Origin of the sequence: Butyrivibrio sp. WCE2006, from assembly GCF_000701985.1 — a bacterium.
Classification (GTDB): domain Bacteria; phylum Bacillota; class Clostridia; order Lachnospirales; family Lachnospiraceae; genus Butyrivibrio.
In genome coordinates, this window is record NZ_JNKH01000089.1 from 1 (window position 1) to 2,012 (window position 2,012).

4 protein-coding genes are annotated in these 2,012 nt (G+C 36.4%); all 4 read right to left on the reverse strand.

Translation table 11 applies throughout. From position 1 onward, the window contains the following. Positions 1 to 173 precede the first annotated feature (173 nt). The 4 genes from T501_RS19335 to T501_RS19350 all read right to left on the reverse strand — a co-directional run bounded on the left by T501_RS19335 (position 174) and on the right by T501_RS19350 (position 1,919). Complete coding sequence (locus T501_RS19335) at positions 174 to 398, reverse strand: hypothetical protein (protein WP_044917153.1); 225 nt, start codon at positions 396 to 398, stop codon at positions 174 to 176. A gap of 95 nt (positions 399 to 493) precedes the next feature. Beyond that, positions 494 to 880, reverse strand: a complete 387-nt coding sequence (locus T501_RS19340; protein ID WP_207641204.1) for a hypothetical protein — start codon at positions 878 to 880, stop codon at positions 494 to 496. 50 nt (positions 881 to 930) lie between these two features. After that, positions 931 to 1,512, reverse strand: coding sequence for a hypothetical protein (locus T501_RS19345; protein WP_044917157.1), 582 nt, complete (start codon positions 1,510 to 1,512; stop codon positions 931 to 933). A 164-nt stretch (positions 1,513 to 1,676) separates the two neighbouring features. Further along, complete coding sequence (locus tag T501_RS19350) at positions 1,677 to 1,919, reverse strand: DUF6718 family protein (protein ID WP_044917159.1); 243 nt, start codon at positions 1,917 to 1,919, stop codon at positions 1,677 to 1,679. Between the last annotated feature and the right edge of the window lie 93 nt (positions 1,920 to 2,012).

The window sequence follows — 2,012 nt, forward strand, 5'->3', positions numbered from 1 at the left end:
TATAGGTTATTGTTAATTGTTATAGACTGACAAGAGCGTCTTTAAGGAGACAGATTCTACCTGCCACAGAAAACTTGTATCCTCGGATACTTGGGACATGGAAGTTCGGTTTCACATGTCCCGATATTTTTTATATAAAATAAAATTTTTGATTTATGGGTTCTTCGGCTTTATTACACTCCGCTAATAACATCCACTATTTCGTTAATGTTCATGCATTCTTCATTTCGAGGATTTAAGATTTGATCAATAAAATCCTCAGCATTATCAGCTGTAACTACAGAATAAATATCACTACAATGAACATATGCAGGATTGTCTCTTTCAACAGCACGAATAAATGGTGTAAACATGTACCTGCCTTCAGGTAATGGCACTATTTCCTTCTTTGTTTCCACGCTCAACCTCCACATATTTTTCTGATTATTGAATACTACAGTCACAGTTTTTAACAGATAATCTATATTAACAATGTCCAAGATTTCTCTTTCTTCTAGCTGATGCACCAAGGAAGAAAAGAATTTATCAGCCCTTTCATGATATTCATCAATATTAGAATTTGATAAAAAAATCCCGCAGGATCATCGGTATCGAACAATTCATGTATAAGATCTTCCAACTCTTTACCCGTACTGAATTCACCGGTTCTGCACCTACTGCCATGATGCAATATGACCGAGTAGCTTTCATAACGATCCCATCCATCTTCGCAATCCCAATTGTTACTGCAATTTCTCCCAAACATAGTATTGGGAATAATATCAGTAATATACGATGTATCCTCGTCAAATATGTATGCACTTCCATATATCCTTATACTGTCCGCGGAACTAAAATATTCAGTTTTTTCGACATTAGGAAATCTTTTTGCAAAATCCATACACAGAGTATACATAGATTCTCTTCTCCTTACACAGCACAACAGATCCGTCAAATCTGTTCTAATATCTGAAATCTTTCCTGAGAAATCTCAATCCTAGCCATTCTGGTCACAACATCCCAATCATATCCATCTTCCAGGGCGTTTTTAAAACAGTTCACGAACCACCTGACATAGTGTTCCAATACTGTTTTAAATAAATCTGCATTAGCCACGCCTTCATCTACCGGATATTCTTGGTGTTTTTTCATATATTCGTCATAGTTCTTCTGCGCATTTTTACTGCAATAATCATCAAAAGAGCCTTTATCTAAGTATGTCAGTGTCAAATACCAAAATCGCCTATATGTGCTTAAATAAAATAAATAAGCGTTGCTCCCAACCGAACCGTCTAGATTATAAGCAATATCTCTGGCAGCATCACATTGCATAGTAAAATCATCCATATAAGAGCAGGTGTCGATAATTTTAGCGATTTCATCTTTTTCCATTCTTGCCCATTTACCAAGCTTATCCCTTGAGACAAATGAAAAACCTGTTCTAGATGCCTTGTCATTCTCTTCATGTATTAGATCAACAATCATCAATTGCTTTCCGATTAACCTTTGTTTTTCAATTTCCTTCTGTTCCATTATTCTCCTGCTCCTAAATACTTCCTGCTACACAATCCTCACCTGAACAGCTGATATCTCTTACTTATTGCAAGAGCCACGTCGTCTGGTAACGGTCTAAAACCTATAAAAAATAGAAAAATCCTTCTGCCTATTATTCTAGAACAGAAGGATTTGAATCGCATTCACCCATCAGTTGAATGCAAGGATAACACTGCCTTTTTAAACTCTTCAGCATCTTCAAAAAATGTGTATGGTTCATATTCTCCATACGCAGATGGTCTACTGATCGTAACAAGCTCAATTAGTTCCAGTCCAATCACATCGATCAATTCTCTCTTCAGAGCCACTAGCTCTGCACCATGCCGCAGTTTTAAAGCCAAGCAGCCAATCTTATGAATATCCTTTGCTATCAGATAACAACTCATCTTTTCCTCTTGCTATACAAAATTGCGCTTCCAGATTTCTATGTTTGATTTTATTTACCTTATCCATTTTGCCCTTCACGCTTTCGCTATATC

Bases quoted from the DNA above. Each gene is read 5' to 3' on its own strand.
- T501_RS19350 (WP_044917159.1), bottom strand. From the start codon at position 1,919: ATGAGTTGTTATCTGATAGCAAAGGATATTCATAAGATTGGCTGCTTG.
- T501_RS19345 (WP_044917157.1), bottom strand. From the start codon at position 1,512: ATGGAACAGAAGGAAATTGAAAAACAAAGGTTAATCGGAAAGCAATTG.
- T501_RS19340 (WP_207641204.1), bottom strand. From the start codon at position 880: ATGGATTTTGCAAAAAGATTTCCTAATGTCGAAAAAACTGAATATTTT.